A 22,251-nucleotide genomic window follows, 5' to 3' on the forward strand; every position below is an offset into this window, starting at 1 on the left:
CTGAGCAACAATCCGCCAGGCCGACCCGGCCGACTGGATCGGTGTACACCGGCGGCCTAGCTTTGTGGCGGCGGTCGAGCCGTGTCGTGCGCTGCTCCGGCGGGCACGGGCCGGACCCTGGGCAGGAGGAGCGGATGAGCGAGGCGGATCGCGAGTATTACCTCCGGGAGGCGATCCGGGTGGCGTCGGATAGCGTGGATCGGGGCGGAGGACCGTTCGGGGCCATCGTCGTGCGTGACGGCGAGATCATTGCGCGAGCGGGGAACCGGGTGACGGCGAGCAACGATCCGACGGCGCACGCCGAGATCGAGGCCATCCGGGTCGCCTGCCGCGCACTGGGGACCTTCCAGCTGCGGGACTGCGAGATCTACACGAGCAGCGAGCCCTGCCCGATGTGCCTGGGCGCCGTCTACTGGGCGCGACCGAAGGCCGTCTACTACGCCAACGGACGCGAAGCGGCCCGGGCGGCCGGTTTCGACGACAGCCACATCTACGATGACTTCCGCCTGCCCGCCGGACAGCGACGCTACCCGGTGATTCACCAACCCGTCGCCGGGGCCCGAGAACCGTTCGACCGCTGGGCGGCGAAGGACGATCGAATCGAGTACTGAGGGACGGTCAGGGGAGCGATGAAACGCGCGAATCAGGGGTGGGAGAGCGTGCTGGAGATCGTCTCCGCGACGCTGATGTCGGTGGCCACGGTCGCGACGGCCTGGTGCGCCTACCAGTCGGCCGAGTGGGGGGGCGAGCAGGCGTTCCTGCTCGGCGAGTCCCAGCGCGCCGGCCGGGAAGCGGATCTTCACGCGGCCCTCGCCCAGCAGAGGAGGAACCTGGACGTGTCCGTGTTCATGGAGTGGATCGACGGTCTGGCGACCGGAAACGATCTTCTCACGGACTTCTACGCCGAGCGCTTCCCGCCCAACCTGAAGACGGCCGTGGATGCGTGGCTGGCGACCGATCCCCGCAACGACCCCGAGGCGCCGCCTCATCCGTTCGCCATGCCCGAGTATCAGGTTCCCGAGGACTCGATCGTGGCGAGGGCCACGGCGGAATCGGAGCGGAAGTGGGCGGAAGCGCGGGAGGCGGATGAGAACGGGGATCGCTTCGTACTCCTCACGGTCGTGTTCGCCTCCGTGCTCTTCTTCGGAGGCATCGAGCAGAAGTTCGGCGACCGGAGGGTGCGGGCCGGCATTCTGGTGATGGGTGGCGCCCTCTTCCTCGGGGGCGTGATCGCCATGCTGAGGTATCCGCTGCACCTCGGCTGATCCGTCCGCGGGGCGCCGGGTCTGGGCCCGAGCGGCCGGCCCCGGCGCGCTTTGCCAACGGAGGACGCCCGGCGCATCTTGGACCGGACATGTACGAAGAATCTCCCGGTCCGCCCTGCACGGCGGAGTCGGTTGACGTTTCCCGAACAGACAGGCGCATGGAACGATGAACGATCAGATTCTCGACCTCCTCGGTGACGACGCCGGCTATCTTCTCGACCACACGTGCCAGGGGATCGAGCGCCACCGGCTGCACGCCCCGGGGCCCGACTTCGTCGACCGGGTGTACGCGATCACCGATCGGAACAATCGCACCCTCGGCAACCTCGAGTGGATCTTTCAGAGTGGTCGCCTCGCCGGTACGGGGTACGTGTCGATCCTCCCCGTCGACCAGGGGATCGAACATTCCGGCGGCGCGAGCTTCGCCAAGAACCCGGACTACTTCGACCCGGCGAAGATCGTGGAGCTGGCCATCGAGGGCGGCTGCAACGCCGTCGCATCCACGTTCGGCGTGCTCGGCTCCGTGGCGCGGAAGTACGCGCACAGGATCCCCTTCCTGGTGAAGTTCAACCACAACGAGCTCCTGACGTACCCGAACGGCTTCGACCAGGTCTTCTTCGGGACCATTCAGCAGGCCTACGACATGGGAGCGGCGGCCGTCGGGGCGACGATCTATTTCGGGTCGCCGGAGAGCAGCCGCCAGATCACGGAGGTGGCGGAAGCGTTCGCGTACGCCCACGAGCTCGGGCTGGGCACCGTCCTGTGGTGTTACCTGCGGAACAGCGAGTTCAAGAAGGACCGGGACTACCACGTCAGCGCCGACCTGACGGGTCAGGCCAACCACCTCGGGGTGACGATCCAGGCGGACATCGTGAAGCAGAAGCTCGCGGAGAACAACGGCGGCTACCTCGCGATGAACGAGGGCGGCGTGAGCTTCGGGAAGTTCGACAAGCGGATCTACGAAGAGCTCACCACCGATCACCCGATCGACCTCTGCCGGTACCAGGTGGCGAACTGCTACATGGGTCGGGTGGGACTGATCAACAGCGGCGGGGCCTCCGGCGACAACGATTTCGCCGACGCCGTTCGGACGGCCGTGATCAACAAGCGCGCCGGGGGCACGGGCCTGATCTCCGGTCGCAAGGCGTTCCAGCGACCGATGGCGGAAGGCGTCAAGCTCCTCAACCACATCCAGGACGTGTACCTGGACGAAGACATCACGCTCGCGTGATCCCGATCCGGAATGGGGCGGCGCTTCGCCGCCCCGCTTCCGGGACATCGCGGTGACCGAGAGAACCCGGACCCGAAGACGAAGGCGAATCGCTGCGGCGCTCTTCGCCACGCTGGCACTCGCCGGTGCGCCGCCTCTCCTCGCCCAGAAGACGGATGTCCTCGTCCTGTACCGGGGGGACGCCATCACCGGAGAGGTGAAGGAGCTGAACCGCGGGAAGCTCACCTACAAGACGGATGACATGGGCACCCTTTCCGTGAAGTGGGACAAGGTCGCCCACCTGACCAGCGGCAACTACTTCGACGTCGAGGACCGCTTCGCGCGCCGTTACTTCGGTCGGCTCGCAGCGAACGAACAGCCGGGCGAGCTGCTGGTCGTGCTGGCGGACACGGTGACCGTTCGCCTGATCGACGTGGTGGCCATCTCGAGAATCCGATCCGGATTCTGGACCCGGCTCGACGGCTACGTGGACCTCGGCTTCGACCTCCAGAGGGCCAATTCGAACCGGAAGCTGAGCGGGGCGCTGGAGGTGAAGTACCGGGGAGAGAGGTGGGCCAGTCGCCTCGGCGGGAGCACCTACTTCCAGCAGCAGTCGGGATCGGATCTGACCAGCAGGAACAACCTCACGCTCACAGGCCAGCGCCTGTTCAGAGGCCGGTGGAGCGCGTTGGCCTACGGATCCCTGGAGCAGAATCAGCAGCTGGGCCTCAGCCTTCGGGAGACGGTCGGCCTCGGAGCGGCCCGGGACCTCGTCCGCACGAACCGGATGGCGTTCTTCCTCGTGGCGGCCCTCGCGTATGCGAACGAGAACTACACGGATGAGCAGAACAGCGCCCACACCGTTCAGCTCCCCATCGGGGCGGACTTCGAGTTCTTCGTGTTCGACAGCCCGAAGACGGACATTTCCGCCGACGTGACGGTCACGCCGATCCTGAACGATCTGGGCCGGTGGCGGATCGACGCGAACCTCCGAATTGCCTACGAGCTGATCCACGACTTCACGGTCAGCCTGTCCGGCTTCGACGACTACGACAGTCGTCCGCCGGATGCCGCCTCGTCCTCGAACGACTACGGACTCACGTTCAGCCTCGGGTACACGTTCTGATGATCTCCTCCTCTGTCGGACGCGGAAGGCGCTCGGTGGTGTTCCTCTCGGTGGCCGCGCTGGCACCGGCCGCCTGCGGGCCCGAGGCGCCGCTCCGGCCCGACGTGGAGCTCTCCGCTACCGCGCTGCGCTCCGCCGTGTACCCGAGCCCGTACGTGGAGGTGGGGAGCGTGCGGCTGCAGGGCGGGATGTACGAGGACACGGCTCGCCGCGTCGTGGTGTTCCTGCTGCCGGAGTACGCGGTCGGCGACCTGGACGGCGACTCCGTGCCGGACGCGGCCGTCATCCTGGCGACCAACACGGGGGGAAGCGGGACGTTCCACGATCTGGTCCCCGTGCTCAACCGGGATGGACAGCCGGACGCGGCCGCGAGCACCTTCCTCGGCGACCGGGTGCCGACGAAGCGGATCCGCATCGTGGACGGCACGATCGAGCTCGACGTGACGATGCACGGACCCGGCGATCCGATGTGCTGTCCCTCCGTGGAAGCCAGGAGGAAGTTCCGGTTCGTGGACGGAGCGCTCGAGGAGATCGACCCTCCCGCGGAGGCGGCCGATTACCTTCCATGATCGGTGGCGCTGTGACCGGGCGGATGCGAGAATCCGCACGCGTGCGGTTCGCGCCGATCAGCGGCCGGACCTTTTCACTCAACGTAACGGCTGAGACAGCATGGGCATCGACCTGCGGGGCCGCAGCTTCCTGACCCTGATCGACTACTCCCCGGCCGAAATCCGGTATCTGCTGGAACTGGCGGCCGAGCTGAAGACGGCCCGTCGAGAGGGAGGGGAGGTCCGGAGGCTCGAGGGCCTGAACATCGCGCTGATCTTCGAGAAGACCTCCACCCGCACGCGGTGCGCGTTCGAAGTAGCGGCCTACGATCAGGGCGCCCACGTCACCTACCTCGGTCCGACGGGCACGCAGATCGGCCACAAGGAGTCCGTCGCGGACACGGCCCGGGTTCTCGGACGCATGTACGATGGGATCGAATACCGCGGATTCGGACAGGATCGTGTCGAGACGCTGGCCCGGCACGCCGGGGTCCCGGTGTGGAACGGGCTCACGGACGAATACCACCCGACCCAGGTGCTCGCCGACGTGCAGACGATGATCGAGCACACGGGGCGCTCGGCGGAGAGGATCTCCTTCTGCTACCTCGGGGACGCCCGGAACAACGTCGGGAACTCTCTCCTGATCGGCGCGGCGAAGCTGGGAATGGACGTACGGCTATGCGCGCCCTCCAGCCTGTGGCCGGAGGAGTCCCTGGTCGACCGTTGCCTCGCGTGGGCCTCGGAAACGGGCGGGAAGATCCTCCTCACGGAGACGGTGGAGGAAGGAGTGGCCGGGGCGGACTTCCTCTATACGGATGTCTGGGTGTCCATGGGAGAACCCCCGGAGAAGTGGGCCGAGAGGATCGCGCTCCTCCGTCCCTACCAGGTCAACGCCGCGGCCATGGCTGCCACGGGGAACCCGGACGCGAAGTTCCTCCACTGCCTTCCGGCGTTCCACAACCGGGAGACGGGCGTGGGCGAGAAGATCTACGAGGAATACGGCCTCGACGGCATGGAGGTCACCGAGGAGGTCTTCGAATCCCCCGCCTCCGTCGTGTTCGACCAGGCGGAGAACCGGGTACACACGATCAAGGCCGTGATGGTCGCCACGCTGGCCGGGTGAATCGAAGCCGCTGGCCCTGGCTGCTGGCGGCGCTCCTGGCGATGGTGGCGCTGGGCACGCTGGCGGGACGCACCTTCTACGGTGAGCGGTCCTTGCGGCTCTACGAGCTCGCCGGCGCCACCATGGGGACGACGTGGCACCTGCGACTGTCCCTGCCCGAAGGGTCCCCACCGGCGTGGGTGGAGGCCATCGGAGACACCGTTCAGACGCGGCTCGACGGCGTCGAGAGCCTCATGTCCACCTGGGACTCGACCTCGGAGCTCTCCCGATTCAACCGGTCCGCCGAGACGACTGCGATCGTTCTTTCTCCGCAGACGCTCGAGGTCCTGGCCATCGCCCTCGATGTGGCGCGCGCCTCCGGTGGGGCTCTCGATGTGACCGTGGCGCCGCTGGTGACGGCCTGGGGGTTCGGGCCGGACTCCGGAGACACGGCGCGGACTCGGGTCCCCACGGCCGATGAGCTGGCCCGTCTTCGCTCCCGCGTCGGGACGGCCCTGCTACGCGTCGATCGAGACCGGGGAACGGCCCGTAAGGCTCACCCGGGGACGCAGGTGGACCTGTCCGCCGTGGCCAAGGGCTACGCTCTCGATCGGGCCGCGGAGGGCGTCGTCCGCATGGGGGGCAGCGCCTTCGCCCTCGAGGTGGGTGGAGAGGTGAAGGCCAGCGGTTTCCGTCCGAGCGGGGAGGCCTGGCGGGTGGGGGTCGAGGCGCCGGTGCCCGGCGAGCGTTCCCTCTTCCGGGTCATCGAGCTGCGCGATGAGGCGGTGGCCACATCCGGGGACTATCGGAATATGGTGGAGGTGGAAGGGCGGAAGCTGGGCCACATCATCGACCCGCGCACTGGCGCACCGGTGCCGTGGCGAGGCTTCTCGGTCAGCGTACTCCACCGGGAGGGGGCGCGGGCGGACGCCTGGGCTACGGCGCTGAGCGTGCTCGGGCCGGATGAAGGTCTGGAGCTGGCCGAGAGTCTCGGGATCTCGGCTCTCTTCGTCGTATCGGCGCCTGCCGGAGGGTTCGAGGAGCGGTATACCGCCGACCTGCGTGACCGGCTGGAGCCCTAACCGACGGTTCCGCCTGCCTGCGCACGACGCTCGTGAACGGCCAGCCCGCCCGCCCGAAGCGCCACCGCGACCGAGAGCGGCAGCGTGGCGAGCGGCAACTCCTGAGTCCAGAACGGCCATCCCAGCGCGAAGAGCCCGGCGCTCCCGGCCGTCAGGATCAACAGGATGAGCCCCCAGCGGCCTGCCGCGGACCGCAAGCACAGCCAGGCCACCACGGGGCCCGTGGGGAGAGCCCAGAGCAGGTTGAGGTTCGCCCGGGTCACTTCGTGCAGGGACACGAACCAGAGGAACAGGATCAACAGGCCGGCCCCGCCGAGCACCAGGAAGAACGGAACGTCGAACCACGCTCTGCCGCCGGTCCGCCGGCGCGTGTCGGCTGCGGTCAGCCACACGACGATCCCGAGGAGGGCGCACATCACGATGGCCGGCCAGTTCAGCCCGCGTGAGGGCGCCGGCTCGGCCCGGTTCCAGCCGATGCTGTCGGTGGTCGCGATCAGCGGTCGCGGACCGTCCTCCGTGATCAGGCTGGATTCCTCCACCCACTCGGCGAGCCGGTCGGGAAGGAAGAGCGCCGAGCGCCAGGTGGCGGAGATGTCCGCCGGTCGGCCCTGCCCGGCATCCATGGCGAAGTGCAGCCAGGAGCGCCCGACCAGGTAGGGATCGAGAAGCTGGCGCAGCGTGCCCCCGGGATCACGCTTCGCGGGCACGAGCCGTTCTCCCAGCGCCTCTTCGAGCAGGTCCCGGATGCGGGTGGCGCAGTTGTCGAAGTAGAAGTCGTACCGGTAGTAGGCATTCTCGGGAAGGGCGTTCCACTCGAGGAAGCGATAGATGCCCTCGATCGTCTCCGAGTCCAGGTCGAATACCTGTTCCACGATCGGCCGGTTCTCTCGCACCCGGTAGTACTCCGCCCATGGGCGGTACGCCGCCGTGTCGAGACGGTAGTTCAGGTCCCCGTAGGCGAAGCGGGCGGCGAACCGGATGGGATTCCCGAAGGTGAACGTTCCGTAGTTGTAGGCCACGTCGATCCCCCGGGTCGGATCCACCACCCGGATGGCGTTGTGACCGAACATCGAATAGACCTGGTCACCGGGCAGGATGGTGACCAGGGACAGCCGGACGGAGTCCGAGAGAACTCGAGCTTCACCGGTGGCCTTCGGGGGTGCCGACTGGGCCAGGGCGGAGACCGGCACCCCGACCGGTAGCAGGGAGGTGAAGAGGACCAACAGACCGCGGGCTCGGCCGAACCGAGACCCGCCGCGGTCTCCCGACCACCCGGGGCTCACTCCGCGGATCCCTTTCCGATGCCGTCCCACCAGGCGCGCGCGTCCTCCTGGGACCAGGCCAGCCTCTGCTGCAGCGGCTCGAGCTCCGCGTCCAGGGCGTCGGCGGTGCCCAGCCTGTGCTCCGGGTCCTTCGCCAGGCAGCGCAGGATCACCCCGTCGAGCTCGTCCGGCAGGTCCAGAGGACTCCGTTCGGACGGAGGGACCGGCTCGTCCCGGATGTGCGAGGCCAGCATCTCCATGGCGCCGCTCGCCCGGAACACGGTTTCCCCGGTGAGCAGCCAGTAGGCGACGCAGCCGACCGAGTAGATGTCGGAGGCGGGGCCCACCTGATCCACCTTTCCGGCCGCGGCCTCCGGGGACCCGAAGGCGGGCGTGCCGGCGAACGTTCCCACCTGCGTCAGGTGTGCCGACTCGGACGGCCGGAGATCCTTCACGAGCCCGAAATCGAGCACCTTGACCCAGTCGAGGTCCCGCCCCTGCCGACACAGGAACACGTTGGCCGGCTTGATGTCGCGGTGGACCAGGCCCGCATCGTGGGCCTCGGCGAGAGAGTGACACATCTGGCGGAGGATGTGGACGACACGACCCGGGGGCATCGGACCGTGCTCCCGTATCAGTCCGTCGAGGTCTTCCCCGTCCAGCAGCTCCATGACGTAGTAGAAGGACCGGTCGGGTGTGATCCCGTAGTCGTAGATCTGGATGGTGTGAGGGGACCGGAGGCTCGCGGTCGCCTGCGCCTCGCGCTGGAAGCGCTCGAGGTAGTAATCCGCATCCGACGGGGTTCCGCCCGACGTGCGGTCGGATCGGATGAGCTTGATCGCCGCCGGCCGGGCCAGCATCCGGTGTCGCGCCTTCCACACCTCGCCCATGCCGCCCCTGCCCAGCCGGTCGGTCAGCTCGTAGGCCCCGATGCGGCGGGCCCGGGACAGCGCCCGGGACAGCCCGTACACCCGGCGGGCGGAGTAGTAGGCGAGCCCGACGCAGACCGTGATGGCGAGCAGGATGTCCGGGAGCAGCTCCTGGCCCCGGCCTCGGATCTCCTCCGCCACGCCCGGGGCGGCGCTGGTCACGGCGGCCTCGCCGCCCACGAAGAACCATACGGCGATGAACAGGGAGGCGACGGTCGCACCCAGGAAGTGCTCGCGAGGCCGAAGCGGAACCACGTTGGCGAAGAAGACGACCCAGAGCGTGGTCCGCGGCACACCGAGGAGGAAATCGCCCTGTTCTCCCATGGCCGGCCAGTGCAGGAACTCCGTCGCCAGGATCGCCCCCACCGCAACCTCGAAGAGCAGGGCCACGGCCACGAAATCTCGGGGCGCAAGCGATCCGAAACGCGTCATGCCGAGAACGATCAGGCTGAGGACGATGAGCGCCACCCGGGCCCGAAGGTCGATGCCGACGTGCTCCTGCGCTTCCGCGGAAAGCAGGAAGTGGGCGGCCAGGACGAGAAGCCCCACGACCAGGAGCACTCCGGCGATCCATCCCAGGCGCCGGGTGCTGTCCTGCTGGACTTCCTCGATGAGCCCTCGAAACCCCGACTCTCCGGCCGTGCGGTCGCCGGGACTCGTGGTCCGGCCGATTCCCTGCTTCTCGATCTCCAGGTGGGGCACAGGACTCTCCCGGTCGTGGATGGCGTGCGTGGCGACCGCACGATCCCCAAACTACCTTGAGGAGCACGTTTCTCACCACCACCATTACCGGAGGTCCGGTTGCCATCGATCCGGTCATCGCGGGACGCCTGCGCCGGTCTCCGAAGCTCGTTCGCAGTCGTCACCGCGCTCCTGCTCCTCCCCGCGCCGCTCATTGGGCAGGATTCCCAGTGGTGGACCAATCAGTACGGCAACCGGGCGCGGCTCCTTGGCGGGGCCGTCATCGGCTCTTCCCGAGACCTCAGCGCCGTGTACTACAATCCCGGGGGCCTGGCGCTGGTGGAGGAACCGGAGGCGCTCCTCACCGGCTTCGTGTTCGAGCTCGACAACATCACCTACAAGGGGTTGCTCCTCGAGGACACGCAGGCGTCGAGCACCAGCTTCGATGTGCTGGCCGGTCTGATCGCGGGCCAGATCCGGTTCGGGTTTCTCGGGGACAGCAAGCTGGCCTATTCCTACCTGACGCGGCACAACCTCGAGTACCGTTTCAACGAGGGGGGTACGGAGAGTGACACCAGCTTCGTCCCGGTGCTGCCGCCGAGCGAATCGGGCGCCGGCTCTCTGACGCTCGAGACCCGGCTGCGCGAGTCCTGGGGGGGGCTGACCTGGTCCAAGCCGATCGGGAGCTTCGGGCTCGGCATCAGCACCTTCGTCGCCAACCGCAGCCAGAGGGGACGCTTCGGAGGAAGTATTCTCAGCCTTCGCGAGGCCGAGGGGATAGAGGTGCTGTCGTCGCTCGATCAGTACGACTACTACAACTGGCGGCTCCTGTGGAAGGTCGGCCTCGCGACCTCCTTCTCGCGGTGGAACGCGGGGCTGGCGATCACGACCCCGAGCGTGAACCTGTTCGGAAGCGGCAATCTGGAGTCCCAGTCCGTCGGGACGGTCGCCGGCGTGAATTCGGTGGCGATCTCCTTCCAGGACGCCCTGCCCGCCCGGTACGCTTCCTCCTGGGCGGTCGCGGCGGGCGTCGAGTACATCGGGGACGGGTGGCGGGGACACGCCGCGGTCGAGTGGTTCGATCGCATCGACGTCACGATTCTCGACGCCACGCCCTTCCGGGCGCAGACGGACTCGAGCCTGGTGCTCGATCCCGACGTGACCAACGTGATGAAGGGGCTGGTGAACATCGCCCTCGGGTTCGAGAAGGAGTGGAGCGAGAGGCTTTCGGGCTACGGCACCGTATACACCGACTTCACGGGAGCCGAGATGGGGGATGGCTCGGTCACCACCACCACGCCCTGGAACCTGTGGACGGCGGGTGCGGGGGCCATCTTCTCGGTCGGCCGGTCCGAGTTCACCGTCGGGCTGACCTACAAGTTCGGCTCGCAGGACGACCTAGAGCAGCTCGACCTGATCCCCGGCACCGACGTGGACAGCCTCCTGCTGGGCGACAACCCGGAGGGCAGCTTCTGGAGGCTCACCCTCGTGCTCGGGTTCAACCTGGAGTTCGCACCGAAGCTCTGAAGAACCGGAGGAGGACAGGCATGTTCGATCGTGTTCTCGTGCCCGTGGACCTGACCGATCGGAATCACAGGGCGCTCCGCATGGCGTCCCGGCTGGCGGGAGACCCCGGCGAGGTGACGCTGCTTCACGTGATCGAGACGCTGGACCTCCCCTTCGACGAGCTCGAGGACTTCTACCAGCGACTGCACGATCGGGCCCAGCGGGAGATGGACCGCATGGCGGAGCCCGTGTCGGAGAGCGGCGTCGCCATCGTGCAGAGGATCTGCTATGGGAACCGACTCCGCGAGATCCTCGCCTTCGCGACCGAGAACGAATCGGAGCTGATCGTGATGAGCTCGCGCCGTCTGGATCCGGTCGAAGCTCCGACTGGTTTCGCCACCCTCAGCCACCAGGTCGCCATGCTCTCGCAAGTGCCGGTGCTGCTCGTCAAATAGTGCGTTTCGCGGCACTCATGCGTCGTTCTTACCCGTCCGTGTCCGCACAAATCATGTGAAATGCAGGGCGTTCTGGACGATACTCCCTGCAGGATGCTCCACCGGATTGCTGCACTCTTTGCCTTCCGAGCCATCTTCCGCGGCGTGAGCGCGGCTGGTGTGAATCCCGTAAAGCGATCGCGCGAAACACTTTAGGCAAATGCCAGTCTGGCATGACCCGGCTTCCGCCGCGCTTGCACGATTCTCGCCCGTATCCCCGCCCGAGGACGTGCACCTGCACGAGATGGCCATCCGGACCCGGAAGCGGGGGGAGACGACATGAGGGACTCGATTTCGACTCGAATCGACGCACTGAAGAGCAAGTTCCGCGAGCAACGCGGGGCGGTGCTGATCGTGGTCGCCGGCGGCATGCTGGCGCTGACCTCCGTGGTGGCCCTGGCCGTCGACGTGGGCCTGATGACGACCGCGCGGCTCGAGGCCCAGCGGGCGGCGGATGCGGCGGCGCTGGCCGGCGCGGGCGCCTTCATCGGATCACCGGGCAACGAGCTGCTGGCCCGGCAGCTGGCGACGGACTTCGCGTCGTACAACGACGTCCGGTTCGACGCCGTTCAGCTGGAGGATGGGGACATCGCGATCGATCGGGATGCGCTGAAGGTGAGCGTGTGGGTGTACCGAAACCGCGAACGGGGCAACGCGATTCCCACCTTCTTCGCCCGGGTGTTCGGGATCAACGAAGTCAACATCGCCGCGATGGCCACGGCGGAGGCGGCTCCGGCGGGGGGCATTCAGTGTCTGTTGCCGATCGCCGTGCCCGACCGCTGGCACGAGGCGGGAGGACCGGGCAACGACGAGTCCAGCTACGATCCCGAGGACGGCGACTACTACCTGCCCTGGATCGAGCCGGACTCCAATCCGGTTCGATACAACGAGGGGTTCACGGGCTACTCCGAGGCCGACCTCGGGAAGCAGATTCCGCTCAAGTCGAATGATGCCTCGTCCGGCATCAACCCCAGCTGGTACTATCCGTGGCGTCCACCGGGCCAGATGGGTGCGGCCGACTACCGGACCAACATCAACAGCTGCGTGGACCCCTCGATCCTGTTCTTCGTCGGGATCCAGGTGGACACGGAGCCCGGCAACATGTCCGGACCGACGATGCAGGGCTTCAAGGACCTGATCGACCTGGATCCGACCGCACGCTGGAACACGGTCATGAACTGCGTGGTGAGCGACGGCTACCAGGCCAGCACCGATGCGACGAAGTGCCGGCAGAGCCCGCGCATTCGACCGGTGCCCCTGTTCGATCCGCGGGAGGAGCCGGATCTCGGTGCCAAGCCGTTCACCTTCACGAATTTCGCGGGGATCTTCGTCGAGGATATCCAGGGCAAGACGGTGTACGGCCGGTGGCTCGGCTACACGGGTATCAAGCCGGCCGCCCCGGACGAGGCCACCACCGCCGGACCGCTGTTCAAGGTGCTTCGCCTCGTCGAATAGACAGGCGCGTCCCGCCCGTCCTCCACCGCCGTCGCGGTGGATGCCCTGCCGGCCGTTCCGCCCCCTCGCGGACGGCCGGTTTGGCTTCCTGACTGTCACTTCGGGCACTCCTCGGGCGTTCTTGGGTAGCGGTCCGGGTGCAGCCATGCACGCCCGTGCCCACCAGGGCGGGGCACTCGAGCGGTTCTCACCCGGAGGATGGAGTCCCGATGAATTCGGAGGACTTCCAGGAGATCTACCGCGAGCTGTATCCCTCGCTGGTGCGATATCTGCACCGGTTCACGGGGGGCGATTCGGATGCGGCGGCCGACATCGTCCACGACGCGTTCCTGCGCCTCATGGAGCACGATCTGCCGCGGGACGAGGTTCGGCCGTGGATCTTCGTGGTGGCGACCAATCTCGCCCGCGATCGGGTGAGAAAGAAGGAACGGAGGCGGCGGTTGAGGGTCGCGAAGCGAGAACCGCCCGAGTCCGTGCGGACACCGCTGGAGGAAGTAGAGCGGACGGAGCGGATCGCCGCGGTTCGGAAGGCGCTGGAGAGGCTCTCGGAGCGTGACCGCCAGATGCTGCTGATGAGAGAAGAGGGTTTTCGATACGCGGAGATCGCAGAGGCGATCGGAGTCCGATCGACGTCGGTCGGCGCGCTCGTGGCCAGAGCGCTCAAGAGGTTCAGCGCGGCCTGGGAGGCCGTGGGAGAGACCGATGCCGCACCCAGATGAAGGACGGATGCAGGCCTGGCTCGACGGCGAGCTGGAGCCGGAAGCCGGGTCCGGGGTACGGGACCACCTGGATACGTGCGCCGACTGCGCTGCCCTCGCGGATATCCTGCGCGGGCAGTCGGACGGCTTCTCGCGTGCCCTGCTGATGCTGGATGACGAGGCGGCGAACCTCGCGGACCCGGGTCCGCTCCCGGTGATGGCGGCGCTCTCGGCCGTGCGTCGCCATTCGGTTCGGGCGACGGGCTGGTCGCTGGCCCGCGCCGCAGGCCTCGTTCTGGTGGCGGCCGGTGCGGCCGCGGCGCTCGTTCCCGGGTCGCCGGTTCGGGACTGGCTGGAAGGTCTGGCCGTGCCGGAGGCGGGAGTGGAGGCGCCGGCCCTGGAAGTGGAGCCACCGGTCGAGAGTTCTCCGGCGCCGATGCCGGTCACCGGAATATCGGCGGAGCCGGTCGCCGGTGCGGTCGCGGTCCGGCTGCGGGGCTTCGGCGAGAACAGTACTGTACATGTGAGGCTCACCGACGCGTCTCGAGCGTCGGTTCGGGTGGAGCGAGCGGTGCAGACCCCGCGGTTCGTGACCGGTCCGGGGGTGCTCGAGGTGATCGGCCAGGCGGAAGGCGAGATATGGGTAGAACTGCCCCGATCGGCCCGCGACGCCGTCGTCGAAGTCGACGGCGAGGAAGCGGTGCGGCTCGAGGGCGGTCGCCTGGTTCTCGAGTGGCCGGCCATGGACTCGCTGCGCGGCGACGTGAAGTTCCGGATCGGGGGCTGACCGGCCGGACACAGACTCGGGGTGGGGAATGACGGGCCTGCTGGCGGTCGTGGCGGGCATCGGACTGGCGGTGCAGGCCGGCCCGGAAGGGTCCGTCCGGGGTCAGGTCCGGGGTGCCGGCGACGACTCGCCCCTCGCGGGAGCGGTCGTACGGATCGCGGATCTCGATCGCGTCGCCATCACCGACCGGGAGGGACGGTATCTCCTCGACGCGATCCCGCCGGGGGAGCACCGAATCCGTGCCTCGATCATCGGGCACTCCTCCCTGGAAGTCGTGTTGACGTTGCCCGAGAGCGGCCATCTCGCCGTCGACTTCATCCTGACGCTGCATCCCGTGGAGCTTCCGCCCGTCGCGGCCGAAGGGACGGCGGACGCAGCCCGCAGCCCGCCCGAGCTCTCCTCCGACCTCGTCCCGGCCACCGGAACGGCCGTCGTGCGGCTCCTCGATGCCTCTCCGGGGATCTCGGAGACCGGGATCGCGGCGACCGCGCTGGCTCTCACCTCGAGCCCGCCTTCGGCCGACAACGTGCTGTTCGTACGCGGCTCGGGAACGGCCCTCGACCTGGTCCTGCTCGACGGGGCCCCGGTGCATTCCCCGATGCAGCTCGGCGGACTCCTCGATCCGGGGCTTCCGCCGACGGTGTCGGGCGCGATCCGTTGGCAGGGAGGCGCGCCGGCGCGGTTCGACGGAGGGCTGTCCGAGATCCTCAGCATCGAGAGCTCGGGAAGCCCCGAGGGGCCCATGACGGCCGCCGCGTACGTCGATCTCGTCTCCGCGGGCGCCATCGTTCGTTCCGGCGGAGGTCCGGCGCGTGCCTCGCTCGCGGCCCGCAGCCTGCACGGAGGCGCGTCGGGTCCGTTCGTCGACGGGAGGTTTCCGCAGCGGTACGCGGACGCCCTGGCCCGGGTCGACCTGGGTCTGTCCGGCACGGACACGCTTCTGGTGACCGGCTTCTGGAACCGCGAGAGCGTGGCCCTGCCGGACTCGCGCGGTCTCGACCCTTCGCCGGAGTGGGGAAACACGGCCGGGTCGATCCGGTACCGGAGCCGGCTGGACGTGGGTCTGCTGGAGGCCGGCGTGTCCTCGGGCGCATTCCGCAACCGTCTGCCGATCGGATCGTCGAACCCGGTGGTCGCTTCGGGCACGACGCGGCGAACCCGGGTCACGCTCGACGTCCTCGGCGAGCGGCAGCGCATCGGGTACGGGTTCGGGCTTCATCTGGACCGTCTCGCCCTGTCGACGACTTTCTCCGAGGGCGCTGGGGCCACGCCGGTCGCGTTCGAGCAGGACAACTCCGCCGTCGCGCTCGCGGGCTACTTCGACGCCGGGGTGCGGGTCGCCCGAGGGCTGCGCCTGTCAGCCGGCATTCGGGGCAACCTGTATTCCGGCCGCCTCGGAGGGGCCCTGTCGCCCCGGGCTCGCCTCGAGTGGAACGCCTCGCCGGACCTCCTCGTGACCGTGTCGGCCGGCCAGTACCATCAGCTGGTGGTGACTCCGGATACCTCGGGGTCTGCGTCCGCCGCGCTCCTCGCCTCGACCGAGGCACAGCAGCTCGGGGCGGTGTTCACGACGATATCGCCCGCCGGGGCGTCCCACCTGGTCATCGGCTTCGCGCAATCCGGTGCGCCGGGCGAACAGCTGGGTCTCCAGGGCTTCTGGAAGACCTCGCGCGGGCTACCGGTCCTCGGCGGAGCCGATCTTCAGAACGCCGGCTTCGACCTGTGGTTCGCCCGTCCGGCGGGTCGCACCGTTCTGTGGGCCAGCTACTCCATGGCCTGGGCGTGGACCGAGCTGGTGCAGGGGCAGCGAACGGACATCTTCTCCGGGAGACACTTCCTGCAGGCCGGGGCGACGGCGGACCTCGGCAGGGGGGTTCAGTTCGAGGCCGACGTGGCGTACGGAGCCGGGCTGGAGTTCGGCGAGATCCCCCGACCGGGGCCCTCGAGCCTCTCCGTCGCCCCGCCGCCATCGCCGGAACGCGGCGCTTCGAGAGCGTCCTTCTCCGCGGTGCCCGGCGAGCCGCCCGTGTCGATCCCGTCGATCCTGGTCACCGTGCCCGAGGGCTCGTACCTGCGCCTCAACCTCCGGGCGAGCGCCCGACTCGACAGCCATCTGTTCGGGCGTCCGACCCGCTTCTATCCGTACGTGCGGATCATCAACGTCCTCGACCGGCCGGATGCCCTGTTCTACCAGTTCGATCGGGCGTCCGACCCGACCCCGCGGGCCTTCGGCGCCGTCCCGGTGATCCCGGTCATCGGCATCGAATGGAGGATGTGACCGGGCCGTTTCCGGCGATCGCCGGCCGTCTCAGCCGAGCAGGAAGGACACGTCGCCGCCCGCCTCCACCTCCTGCGGCGCCTTGCCCGATCGGAACAGGCGCGCTCCCCGCGCTCCCGTGACACGGGCCTCGCGGTCCATCACGCGCAACATGGCCCCTTCCCGGAGGCCGAGAACGGGCTGCGCGTTGAAGTGATGAAACTCGCGGATGCGGGTTTCCCGCGTTTCACCCATGTGCGTCGAGCCGGGATCCGGATCCAGGTAGTGCGGGTTGAGGTTGAAGGGCACCAGCCCGAGGGCATCGAAGCTCGGCGGCTCCACGATCGGCATGTCGTTGGTGGTCCCGATCGTGAGTCCGGCCAGGTTGGAACCGGCGCTGGATCCCATGTAGGGCATGCCGCTCCGCGCCCGCTCGCGCAGGACGTCCATCAGCTCCAGCCGGTACAGGGCGCGCAGGAGGACGAAGGTGTTCCCACCTCCCACGAACACGGACTCCGCGCTGCGGATGGCCTGCGCCGGGTCGTCCGTTTCGTCGAGGCCCGTGACCGAGAGGCCGAGCTCGGCGAGAGGGGTTCGCACGAGATCGGTGTAGGCCTCGTGCGACGCGCCGCCGGGCCGCGCGAACGGAACGAAGACGACCGACTGGCGTCCGGCCAGGAACTCGCCGATCGCCTCCCTCGCGTATTCGAGGAAGCCGCTGCCATGGACGGTGGAAGTGCTGAGCAGGAGGAGGTCGAGCACGTTCGCTCTCCGGGGCTTCGAGGTGAAAGGTGGCCGGCGTGGGCCCGTTCAGGCGGAATATAGGGATTCGACGGGTGCTTGCGAGACCCGGGGCGCCAGCTTCTGTTAGGGCGCATGCAGCAGATGGCGGTGTCCCCGCACGATACGACCGAGCTCGCCGCGGCCTTCCTGCAGACCGGGATCACCTTCGGTCTCGTGATGGTCTGCGGCTACCTGTACGCGCGTTACCGGAAGCCGTACTTCGCCCTGTGGGCCCTCGCCTGGTGGCTGTACTCCCTTCGACTCGTCGTGATCATCTTCTTCCTGGTCACGCAGCTCTGGAGCCTGCTCTACTGGCACCAGGTTCTCACCGGCTGGACGGCGCTGACCTTCCTGTGGTCGGCTCTGGTGTTCTCCCAGCGGCTGCAGTGGCGTCGATCCTACTGGGTCCTCGTGCTGTTCCCGCCGGTGTGGTCCTACATCGCGATCTACCGACTCGAGAGCTTCATGCTCGCCGCCGGGCCCGCGGTGGTCTTCCTGAGTCTGGCCACGCTGTGGACGGGCGTGGTCCTCTGGCGACACCATCGCCAGATCGGATCCGTGCCGGCCGCGCTGATGGCCGGGGCCTTCTTCCTGTGGAGCCTGCACCACCTCGACTACCCGTTCCTCCGGGCCCGCGGGGCCTGGAACCCGTGGGGCTACTACCTCGACATCGTGTTCGAGCTGGCCATCGGGGCCGCCATCCTCCTCCTGGTCGTCGAGGACCAGTACCGGGGCCTCTCGGTGCTCTCGTCGCTGTCGGCGGACCTGCAGAGCGGACGGGACGAAGACGGCGTGCTGAAGGCGCTCCTGGCACGCCCCCTCACCCTTCCCGGAGTTCGGGGGAGCGCCATGTACCTGGTGTCGACCGGTACGGTGGTGCGCGGACTCGGAGTGTGCACGGCATGGGAAGGCTCCAGTCCCACCGGGAAGGCGAGCGAGGCGATCGGCCGGGTGATCGAGTCGGGCCAGCCGGAGGTGATGCGGGGCTGGTCGGAGGTGCTGGCCGATGAGACCCACCCGTACGTGGCGGCGCTTCCCGTCTTCCTCGGGGAGGAGGTCCGTGGGGCACTGCTCGTAGCGGGCAGCGCGCAGGACCCGCTCACGGTTCTCGACAACCGGTTCCTGGTGGCGCTCGGTCACCAGGTGGGCGGCGCCCTTGCGAACGCGGACCTCATGCAGCGCCTCGAAGACCGAACGCAGGACCTCGAGCGCCTCGCGGCGCGGATGGTGGAGCAGCACGAGGAGGAGCGTCGTCGCCTGTCCCGGGAGCTCCATGACGAGAGCGCCCAGGTGTTCGCGGCGGTGAAGCTGCAGCTCGGGCTTCTCAGGGAGTCGGCGACCCCGGAGCAGGGACCGGCGCTCGACCGTGCGCTGGACCTCGTCGGCTCCGGCATCCGGAGCATCCGCGAAGTCGCGCGCCGCCTCCGACCGTCTCTCCTCGATGACCTCGGCCTGCAGCCTGCCCTTCAGGCCCTGGCGGACGACTTCGAGTCGCGGACCGGCATCGCGACCGTGCTGGCGGTCCACGGGCCCCTGCCGGTGCTCAGCCCGGAATCCGAGCTCGCCCTGTTCCGGACGATGCAGGAAGGGCTTTCGAACGTGGCCCGTCATTCCGGGGCGAGCGCCGTGACGGTCACCCTCATGCGGGGCGACGGTGAGCTGGTGCTCACGGTGCGGGACGACGGAAAGGGGCTCGAGGCAGGCCGTCCAGCCGAAGAGCACCTGCGGTCGCGCACCGGGGTACTCGGCATGCGCGAGCGGGTCGCGTCACTCGGAGGGGCCGTCGAGCTTTCGGACCCGGAGGAAGGTGGGGCCGAGCTCGTGATACGACTGCCCGCCGCGTCCGGAGGCGGCGGGGCGACGGACGACGGGCGATCGGAATCGCCGCGAAACCCGGAGGCTGGAGCATGAGCGGAGAGGGCGTACGGATTCTGCTGGCGGACGATCATGCTCTCGTGCGCGAAGGGATTCGCCGCGTGCTGGAGGAAGAGACCGATTTCCAGGTCGTCGCAGAGGCCTCCGATGGCGAGGAAGCCATGGAGCTGGCCCGGGAGCACCGCCCGGACGTGGCGGTCCTCGACATCACGATGCCCGGAGCCTCCGGCTTCGAGATCACCCTGCGCCTCCAGGCCGAGCTGCCCTCCATCCGCGTCCTCATCCTGAGCATGCACGACGACGCGGAGTACGTGATGCGGGCCGTCCGGGCCGGGGCGCACGGGTACCTGCTCAAGGACGAAGCGGGGCCGGCGCAGCTTCGCGAGGCGATCCGGACGGTCCACTCGGGCAGCTCCTACTTCACCTCCGCGGTGGCCGCCCGGCTGGCGGCGGGACTTCGCGGTGACGAGCCCCAGGCGCCGGGCCTCGACGCGCTGACCGCCCGGGAGCTGGATGTGCTCAAGGGCATCGCCTCGGGCCGTAGCAACAAGCAGATCGCCGCGGACCTGGGCATCAGCCGTCGCACGGTCGAGAGCCACCGGGAGAGCCTGATGCGGAAGCTGGATATCCGCACGGTCGCCGGCCTGACGCGCTTCGCGCTCGACGCCGGCCTGCTGGACGACGCGGCCCCCTATTCCTGAGGGCTCGACCGCCGTTCTGGCCACGACACACGCGACGGTTGGGCCATATTGACCCGCTCCGTAGAATTTCGGACCACTCCTCAGTAGAAATGCGAATTTTCGTCCCACCCGCCGGCCGGTACTCTCCGATCACGCTCTCCTTTTGAGTCCGGCCGGGGGGCCTCCGGGCCCTCCGCCGACTCGCAACAGGCCCCCCAAAGGGCGTCATGGAGGTCAACGTGTTTACTTCACCCGCTTCGCCGGCGGGAGGATCTCGAGGCGTTCGACGGTTCGCACTCCTCGCCGCTCTCCTCTTCGCCGATCCTTCATCTGTCTCTTCGCAGGAAGCTCCCGAAAACCAGCCGGACAGCGCGGCCACGAAGCCACGGCCGGTCGTCATGCAGCCGATCGCCGTCACCGCCACCCGGGAGCCCGAGAAACTGTTCGTGATCGCGGCCCCCGTCTCCGTACTCGACACGGTGGCACTTCGGGTCGTGTCGCCGAACACGGCGTCGGACATCCTCAAGTCGCTGCCGGGCATCGACGTCAACGGAGTCGGCGCGAACCAGACCCGTCCCACGATCCGCGGCCAGCGCGGTCAGCGCATCCTGCTTCTCGAGGACGGGCTGCGGATGAACAATGCGCGCCGCCAGCAGGACTTCGGCGAGCTTCCCGCCATCGTGGACGTGAACAGCATGTCCCAGCTGGAGGTCGTCCGCGGCCCCGCCTCCGTGCTGTACGGATCGGATGCCATCGGCGGCGTGGTCAACATGCGGACCTCGAACGTTCCGTCTTTGAGTGGCGGCGACACGTATGGCGGTCGAGTGACGTTCCTCTATCGAGACGAAGGGGAGCAGCTCCGACCCACCGTCGACCTGTACGGAAGAATCGGCAAGTTCGGATTCCGCGGCACCGGCTCGTACCGGAACGCGGGGAACTACTTCGCTCCGTCGGGCAGCTTCGGCGACATCACTCTGAACGGCAACGCGGAAGTCAACGACACGGGGGTCGAGGACCAGAACTACAGCCTCCTGATCGACTACAGCTTCAACCCGAACCACAGCGTGTACGCCAAGGGCGCCTACTACACGGCCAAGGATGCGGGCTTCGGGTACGTGTCGAACGACGACCTGGGCACCCCCGACGCCGTATCGATCGTCATCCAGTATCCCGACCAGAGCGTGACGAAGTTCTCGGGCGGGTATCGCGGGGAGAACCTCTCGTGGGGCGTCGCCGACCGTCTGGACGTGAGCGCCTTCTACATGGACAACGAGCGTGAGCTCGCTCAGCAGATCGGCAACATCGAGATCCCGTTCGGTCCGGGCGCGACCGGCATTCTCGACATCAACTCGCAGAACTACACGAACGTGTCGACGTTCGGAACCCGGGTGGAGGCTGCCAAGCTCTTCGGAGGGCGGCACCTGCTGACGTACGGCGTCGACTACTATCACGATGACTCGGAGAACACCGACTTGACGGTCAGCGAGATCTCGGGTGCTCCGTTCCCGATTCCCCCGGAGGTGAGCGAGACGCCCAACGTCCCGAACGCCACCTACGACCGGTTCGGCGCCTTCGCCCAGGGCGACCTGAAGTTCCACCAGAGGTTCTCCCTCGTCCTGGGCGCCCGGTGGCAGCACACCGAGTCCCAGACCGAGCCGACCGAGAACCTGGACGATCCGCTCGTGGTGGGCATCACGAACAGCAAGTCCACCTTCGTCGCCTCGGCAAACGCTCTGTGGGAGATCGTGCCGTCCCTGAACCTCGTGGGCACCGTGGGCCGCGGCTTCCGGGCCCCCAACATCATCGAGCTGTACTTCAACGGCCCGACACCGGAAGGATCGGGCTACCTGGTCCCGAACACGAACCTCGGATCGGAAACCAGCATCAACGTGGACCTCGGTCTCAAGTACGCCCGCGACAACGTGTCGTTCGAGGCGTTCGTGTTCCGCAATGAGATCAACGACGCCATTCAGATCCGAGCCGTCACCGATTCGGTGATCGATGGGCTGGATGTGTTCCAGAACGTCAACGTGGGTCAGCTGCTGTTTCGAGGCTTCGAGATCGGAGGCCGGTACGCCTTCATTCCCGGGCTGGAGCTGGGCGCCAGCTTCAGCTTCCTCGACGCCGAGGACGGCCTGGACGAGAACAGTCCCATCGCGGACAGCTACCGCACGCGGCTGAACGGGGACCTGACGTACCGCCGGCCCAGCGGACGGTGGTGGGCCACGTACGATTTCCGATGGCAGGGCGAGAGCACCATCTGCGAGGATTCGAACGAAGCCTGTAAGAGGCAGATCATGGATCCCGCCGTCGGTTTCACGCTTCCGTCGTTCAACGTGCACAGCGTGCGGGCCGGCTTCCGGATCGCGCAGATCGGTCGCACGTCCCACTACGTCACGGCCAGCGTGGAGAACTTCACGGATGAGCTGTACGCCGAGTTCTCGAATGCGGCGTTCTTCCGTCCCCAGCCGCGAAGGACCGTCCTGATCGGTTGGTCGACGACCTTCTGAG

The 22,251-nt window shown here is 68.0% G+C and carries 19 protein-coding genes; 16 read left to right on the plus strand and 3 right to left on the minus strand.

The annotated features are described in order from the left end of the window. Positions 1 to 134: 134 nt before the first annotated feature. The 7 genes from AC36XV_RS03690 (at position 135) to AC36XV_RS03720 (ending at position 6,333) form a co-directional block, all read left to right on the plus strand. Positions 135 to 611: a nucleoside deaminase gene (locus AC36XV_RS03690; RefSeq protein WP_492202323.1), complete on the plus strand. Its 477-nt coding sequence runs from the start codon at positions 135 to 137 to the stop codon at positions 609 to 611. Positions 612 to 629: 18 nt separating this feature from the next. Further along, the gene (locus AC36XV_RS03695) at positions 630 to 1,265 is read left to right on the plus strand and encodes a hypothetical protein (protein WP_492202324.1); all 636 of its coding nucleotides are present in this window, start codon (positions 630 to 632) and stop codon (positions 1,263 to 1,265) included. 166 nt (positions 1,266 to 1,431) lie between these two features. Continuing rightward, the gene (locus AC36XV_RS03700) at positions 1,432 to 2,496 is read left to right on the plus strand and encodes a class I fructose-bisphosphate aldolase (RefSeq protein ID WP_492202325.1); all 1,065 of its coding nucleotides are present in this window, start codon (positions 1,432 to 1,434) and stop codon (positions 2,494 to 2,496) included. Between the two features lie 52 nt (positions 2,497 to 2,548). Continuing rightward, entirely contained in the window at positions 2,549 to 3,601 is a 1,053-nt protein-coding gene (locus AC36XV_RS03705; protein ID WP_492202326.1) for a DUF481 domain-containing protein, read from the plus strand. Between the two features lie 35 nt (positions 3,602 to 3,636). Then, positions 3,637 to 4,170, plus strand: a complete 534-nt coding sequence (locus AC36XV_RS03710) for a hypothetical protein (RefSeq protein WP_492202327.1) — start codon at positions 3,637 to 3,639, stop codon at positions 4,168 to 4,170. Between the two features lie 100 nt (positions 4,171 to 4,270). Then, on the plus strand, positions 4,271 to 5,272 hold the full coding sequence (gene argF, locus AC36XV_RS03715; RefSeq protein ID WP_492202328.1) for an ornithine carbamoyltransferase: 1,002 nt from the start codon (positions 4,271 to 4,273) through the stop codon (positions 5,270 to 5,272). Beyond that, complete coding sequence (locus tag AC36XV_RS03720) at positions 5,269 to 6,333, plus strand: FAD:protein FMN transferase (RefSeq protein ID WP_492202329.1); 1,065 nt, start codon at positions 5,269 to 5,271, stop codon at positions 6,331 to 6,333. Before argF ends, AC36XV_RS03720 begins: the two co-directional genes overlap by 4 nt. Here AC36XV_RS03720 and AC36XV_RS03725 read toward each other — a convergent pair. Both AC36XV_RS03725 and AC36XV_RS03730 read right to left on the minus strand, forming a co-directional pair. Then, entirely contained in the window at positions 6,330 to 7,556 is a 1,227-nt protein-coding gene (locus AC36XV_RS03725) for an Lnb N-terminal periplasmic domain-containing protein (protein WP_492202330.1), read from the minus strand. The genes AC36XV_RS03720 and AC36XV_RS03725 overlap by 4 nt on opposite strands. A gap of 56 nt (positions 7,557 to 7,612) precedes the next feature. Continuing rightward, positions 7,613 to 9,226 (minus strand): serine/threonine-protein kinase, encoded by a 1,614-nt coding sequence (locus AC36XV_RS03730; protein ID WP_492202331.1) that lies wholly within the window; start codon positions 9,224 to 9,226, stop codon positions 7,613 to 7,615. Positions 9,227 to 9,325: 99 nt separating this feature from the next. Here AC36XV_RS03730 and AC36XV_RS03735 point away from each other — a divergent pair, with 99 nt between their 5' ends. The 6 genes from AC36XV_RS03735 to AC36XV_RS03760 all read left to right on the plus strand — a co-directional run bounded on the left by AC36XV_RS03735 (position 9,326) and on the right by AC36XV_RS03760 (position 16,423). Continuing rightward, positions 9,326 to 10,732 (plus strand): hypothetical protein, encoded by a 1,407-nt coding sequence (locus tag AC36XV_RS03735; RefSeq protein ID WP_492202332.1) that lies wholly within the window; start codon positions 9,326 to 9,328, stop codon positions 10,730 to 10,732. Positions 10,733 to 10,752: 20 nt separating this feature from the next. Further along, positions 10,753 to 11,166: a universal stress protein gene (locus AC36XV_RS03740; protein WP_492202333.1), complete on the plus strand. Its 414-nt coding sequence runs from the start codon at positions 10,753 to 10,755 to the stop codon at positions 11,164 to 11,166. Positions 11,167 to 11,484: 318 nt separating this feature from the next. Continuing rightward, entirely contained in the window at positions 11,485 to 12,660 is a 1,176-nt protein-coding gene (locus tag AC36XV_RS03745) for a pilus assembly protein TadG-related protein (protein ID WP_492202334.1), read from the plus strand. 209 nt (positions 12,661 to 12,869) lie between these two features. After that, positions 12,870 to 13,379 carry a sigma-70 family RNA polymerase sigma factor gene (locus AC36XV_RS03750; RefSeq protein WP_492202335.1) on the plus strand — a complete coding sequence of 170 codons (510 nt, stop codon included), beginning with the start codon at positions 12,870 to 12,872 and terminating at the stop codon, positions 13,377 to 13,379. Continuing rightward, entirely contained in the window at positions 13,363 to 14,145 is a 783-nt protein-coding gene (locus tag AC36XV_RS03755) for an anti-sigma factor family protein (RefSeq protein WP_492202336.1), read from the plus strand. Before AC36XV_RS03750 ends, AC36XV_RS03755 begins: the two co-directional genes overlap by 17 nt. Positions 14,146 to 14,173: 28 nt before the next feature. After that, the gene (locus AC36XV_RS03760) at positions 14,174 to 16,423 is read left to right on the plus strand and encodes a carboxypeptidase regulatory-like domain-containing protein (protein WP_492202337.1); all 2,250 of its coding nucleotides are present in this window, start codon (positions 14,174 to 14,176) and stop codon (positions 16,421 to 16,423) included. A 30-nt stretch (positions 16,424 to 16,453) separates the two neighbouring features. Here AC36XV_RS03760 and pepE read toward each other — a convergent pair whose 3' ends face one another. Beyond that, a complete protein-coding gene (gene pepE / locus AC36XV_RS03765; RefSeq protein ID WP_492202338.1) occupies positions 16,454 to 17,164 on the minus strand; it encodes a dipeptidase PepE in 711 nt (236 codons plus the stop codon). Between the two features lie 78 nt (positions 17,165 to 17,242). Between pepE and AC36XV_RS03770 the strand changes: the two genes are divergently transcribed. The 3 genes from AC36XV_RS03770 (at position 17,243) to AC36XV_RS03780 (ending at position 22,250) form a co-directional block, all read left to right on the plus strand. Continuing rightward, complete coding sequence (locus AC36XV_RS03770; RefSeq protein WP_492202339.1) at positions 17,243 to 19,096, plus strand: GAF domain-containing sensor histidine kinase; 1,854 nt, start codon at positions 17,243 to 17,245, stop codon at positions 19,094 to 19,096. Then, the gene (locus AC36XV_RS03775) at positions 19,093 to 19,761 is read left to right on the plus strand and encodes a response regulator (RefSeq protein ID WP_492202340.1); all 669 of its coding nucleotides are present in this window, start codon (positions 19,093 to 19,095) and stop codon (positions 19,759 to 19,761) included. The genes AC36XV_RS03770 and AC36XV_RS03775 overlap by 4 nt, the downstream gene beginning before the upstream one ends. 377 nt (positions 19,762 to 20,138) lie before the next feature. Continuing rightward, positions 20,139 to 22,250 (plus strand): TonB-dependent receptor plug domain-containing protein, encoded by a 2,112-nt coding sequence (locus AC36XV_RS03780; RefSeq protein ID WP_492202341.1) that lies wholly within the window; start codon positions 20,139 to 20,141, stop codon positions 22,248 to 22,250. Position 22,251 lies beyond the last annotated feature (1 nt).

It is taken from the genome of Candidatus Benthicola sp. (assembly GCF_058719085.1).

Coding starts and splice junctions, on each gene's coding strand:
- AC36XV_RS03690 (WP_492202323.1), top strand. CDS start 135: ATGAGCGAGGCGGATCGCGAGTATTACCTCCGGGAGGCGATCCGGGTG.
- AC36XV_RS03695 (WP_492202324.1), top strand. CDS start 630: ATGAAACGCGCGAATCAGGGGTGGGAGAGCGTGCTGGAGATCGTCTCC.
- AC36XV_RS03700 (WP_492202325.1), top strand. CDS start 1,432: ATGAACGATCAGATTCTCGACCTCCTCGGTGACGACGCCGGCTATCTT.
- argF (WP_492202328.1), top strand. CDS start 4,271: ATGGGCATCGACCTGCGGGGCCGCAGCTTCCTGACCCTGATCGACTAC.
- AC36XV_RS03740 (WP_492202333.1), top strand. CDS start 10,753: ATGTTCGATCGTGTTCTCGTGCCCGTGGACCTGACCGATCGGAATCAC.
- AC36XV_RS03745 (WP_492202334.1), top strand. CDS start 11,485: ATGAGGGACTCGATTTCGACTCGAATCGACGCACTGAAGAGCAAGTTC.
- AC36XV_RS03750 (WP_492202335.1), top strand. CDS start 12,870: ATGAATTCGGAGGACTTCCAGGAGATCTACCGCGAGCTGTATCCCTCG.
- AC36XV_RS03755 (WP_492202336.1), top strand. CDS start 13,363: ATGCCGCACCCAGATGAAGGACGGATGCAGGCCTGGCTCGACGGCGAG.
- AC36XV_RS03760 (WP_492202337.1), top strand. CDS start 14,174: ATGACGGGCCTGCTGGCGGTCGTGGCGGGCATCGGACTGGCGGTGCAG.
- AC36XV_RS03775 (WP_492202340.1), top strand. CDS start 19,093: ATGAGCGGAGAGGGCGTACGGATTCTGCTGGCGGACGATCATGCTCTC.
- AC36XV_RS03780 (WP_492202341.1), top strand. CDS start 20,139: ATGCAGCCGATCGCCGTCACCGCCACCCGGGAGCCCGAGAAACTGTTC.